At 71.1% G+C, this 1,211-nt stretch carries 1 protein-coding gene; it reads right to left on the reverse strand.

What is annotated here, in order from left to right; translation table 11 throughout:
- A partial coding sequence (locus ACWD3H_RS47700; protein WP_451959810.1) for an acyltransferase domain-containing protein occupies positions 1–1,211 on the reverse strand: 1,211 nt, incomplete at both ends.

The following is a 1,211-nucleotide window of genomic DNA, read 5'->3' on the forward strand; positions in this document are numbered from 1 at the left end:
CGGCCCCGGGCCGCGACCAGCGCGCAGGCATCGTCCAGCGACAGCACACCGGCCACGTGGGCGGCGGCGATCTCGCCGATCGAGTGCCCCACCAGCAGGTCCGGCGTCACACCCCACGACTCCACCAGGCGGAAGAGTGCCACCTCGATCGCGAAAAGCGCCGGCTGGGCGAACTCGGTACGGTCCAGCAGCCCCTGGTCCGCGCCGAACATCACCTCAAGCGGTGACCGCTCCAGCTCGACCGCCAGCCGCGCGAAAACCTCGTCCAATGCGCGGGCGAAGACCGGGAACCGGGCGGCGAGCTCGCGGCCCATCCCGATCCGCTGCGCGCCCTGCCCCGCGAACACCACCGCCAGCGCGCCCGGCGGCCCGGCGACACCACGTGCCGCCTCGGTCACACCGCCGCCGGTGGCCAGCAGCACCGCCCGATGAGCGAACTCCGAGCGCGCCGCCACCAGCGAGTAGCCGACATCGGCCGGATCCGCGCCGGTCTCGGCCACAAAGGACGTCAGCCGATCGATCTGGGCACCGAGCGCGGCCTCGGTCTTACCGGAGACCACCCAGGGCACCACGACGGGCGCCGTACCCGGTGTCGTACCAGGCTCGGAGGGCTTGGCCGGAGCCTCCGAAGCGGGAGGGTCGGACGGCTGCCCCGGCTCGGACACGGGGTCCGGCACCTGCTCGACGATCACGTGCGCGTTGGTGCCGCTGATCCCGAACGACGACACACCGGCCCGCATCGGACGGCCACTGTCCGGCCACGGTCGGCTGCTGGTCAGCAACTCGACCTGACCACCTCTCCAGTCCACTCTGGACGATGGCTCGTCGATGTGCAGTGTGCGCGGCAGGGTCCGCTGTTGCATCGCCAGCACCATCTTGATCACGCCGGCGACGCCGGCCGCCGCTTGGGCATGGCCGATGACGGATTTCAGTGATCCCAGGAGAAGTGGTGTGCTCCGGTTCTGGCCATAGGTTGCGAGGATGGCTTCGGCTTCGATCGGGTCGCCCAGACGAGTTCCGGTGCCATGCGCCTCGACCGCATCGATGTCTTCGGCGCGTAGGCCGGCATCGTCCAGAGCCTGTTCGATGACCCGCTGCTGCGCGAGGCCGTTCGGCGCGGTCAGGCCGTTGGAGGCGCCGTCGGAGTTGACGGCCGATCCGCGGAGCACGGCGAGCACCCGGTGGCCGTTGCGCCGGGCGTCGGAAAGCCG

The sequence above is a fragment of the Streptosporangium sp. NPDC002607 genome (assembly GCF_053592655.1).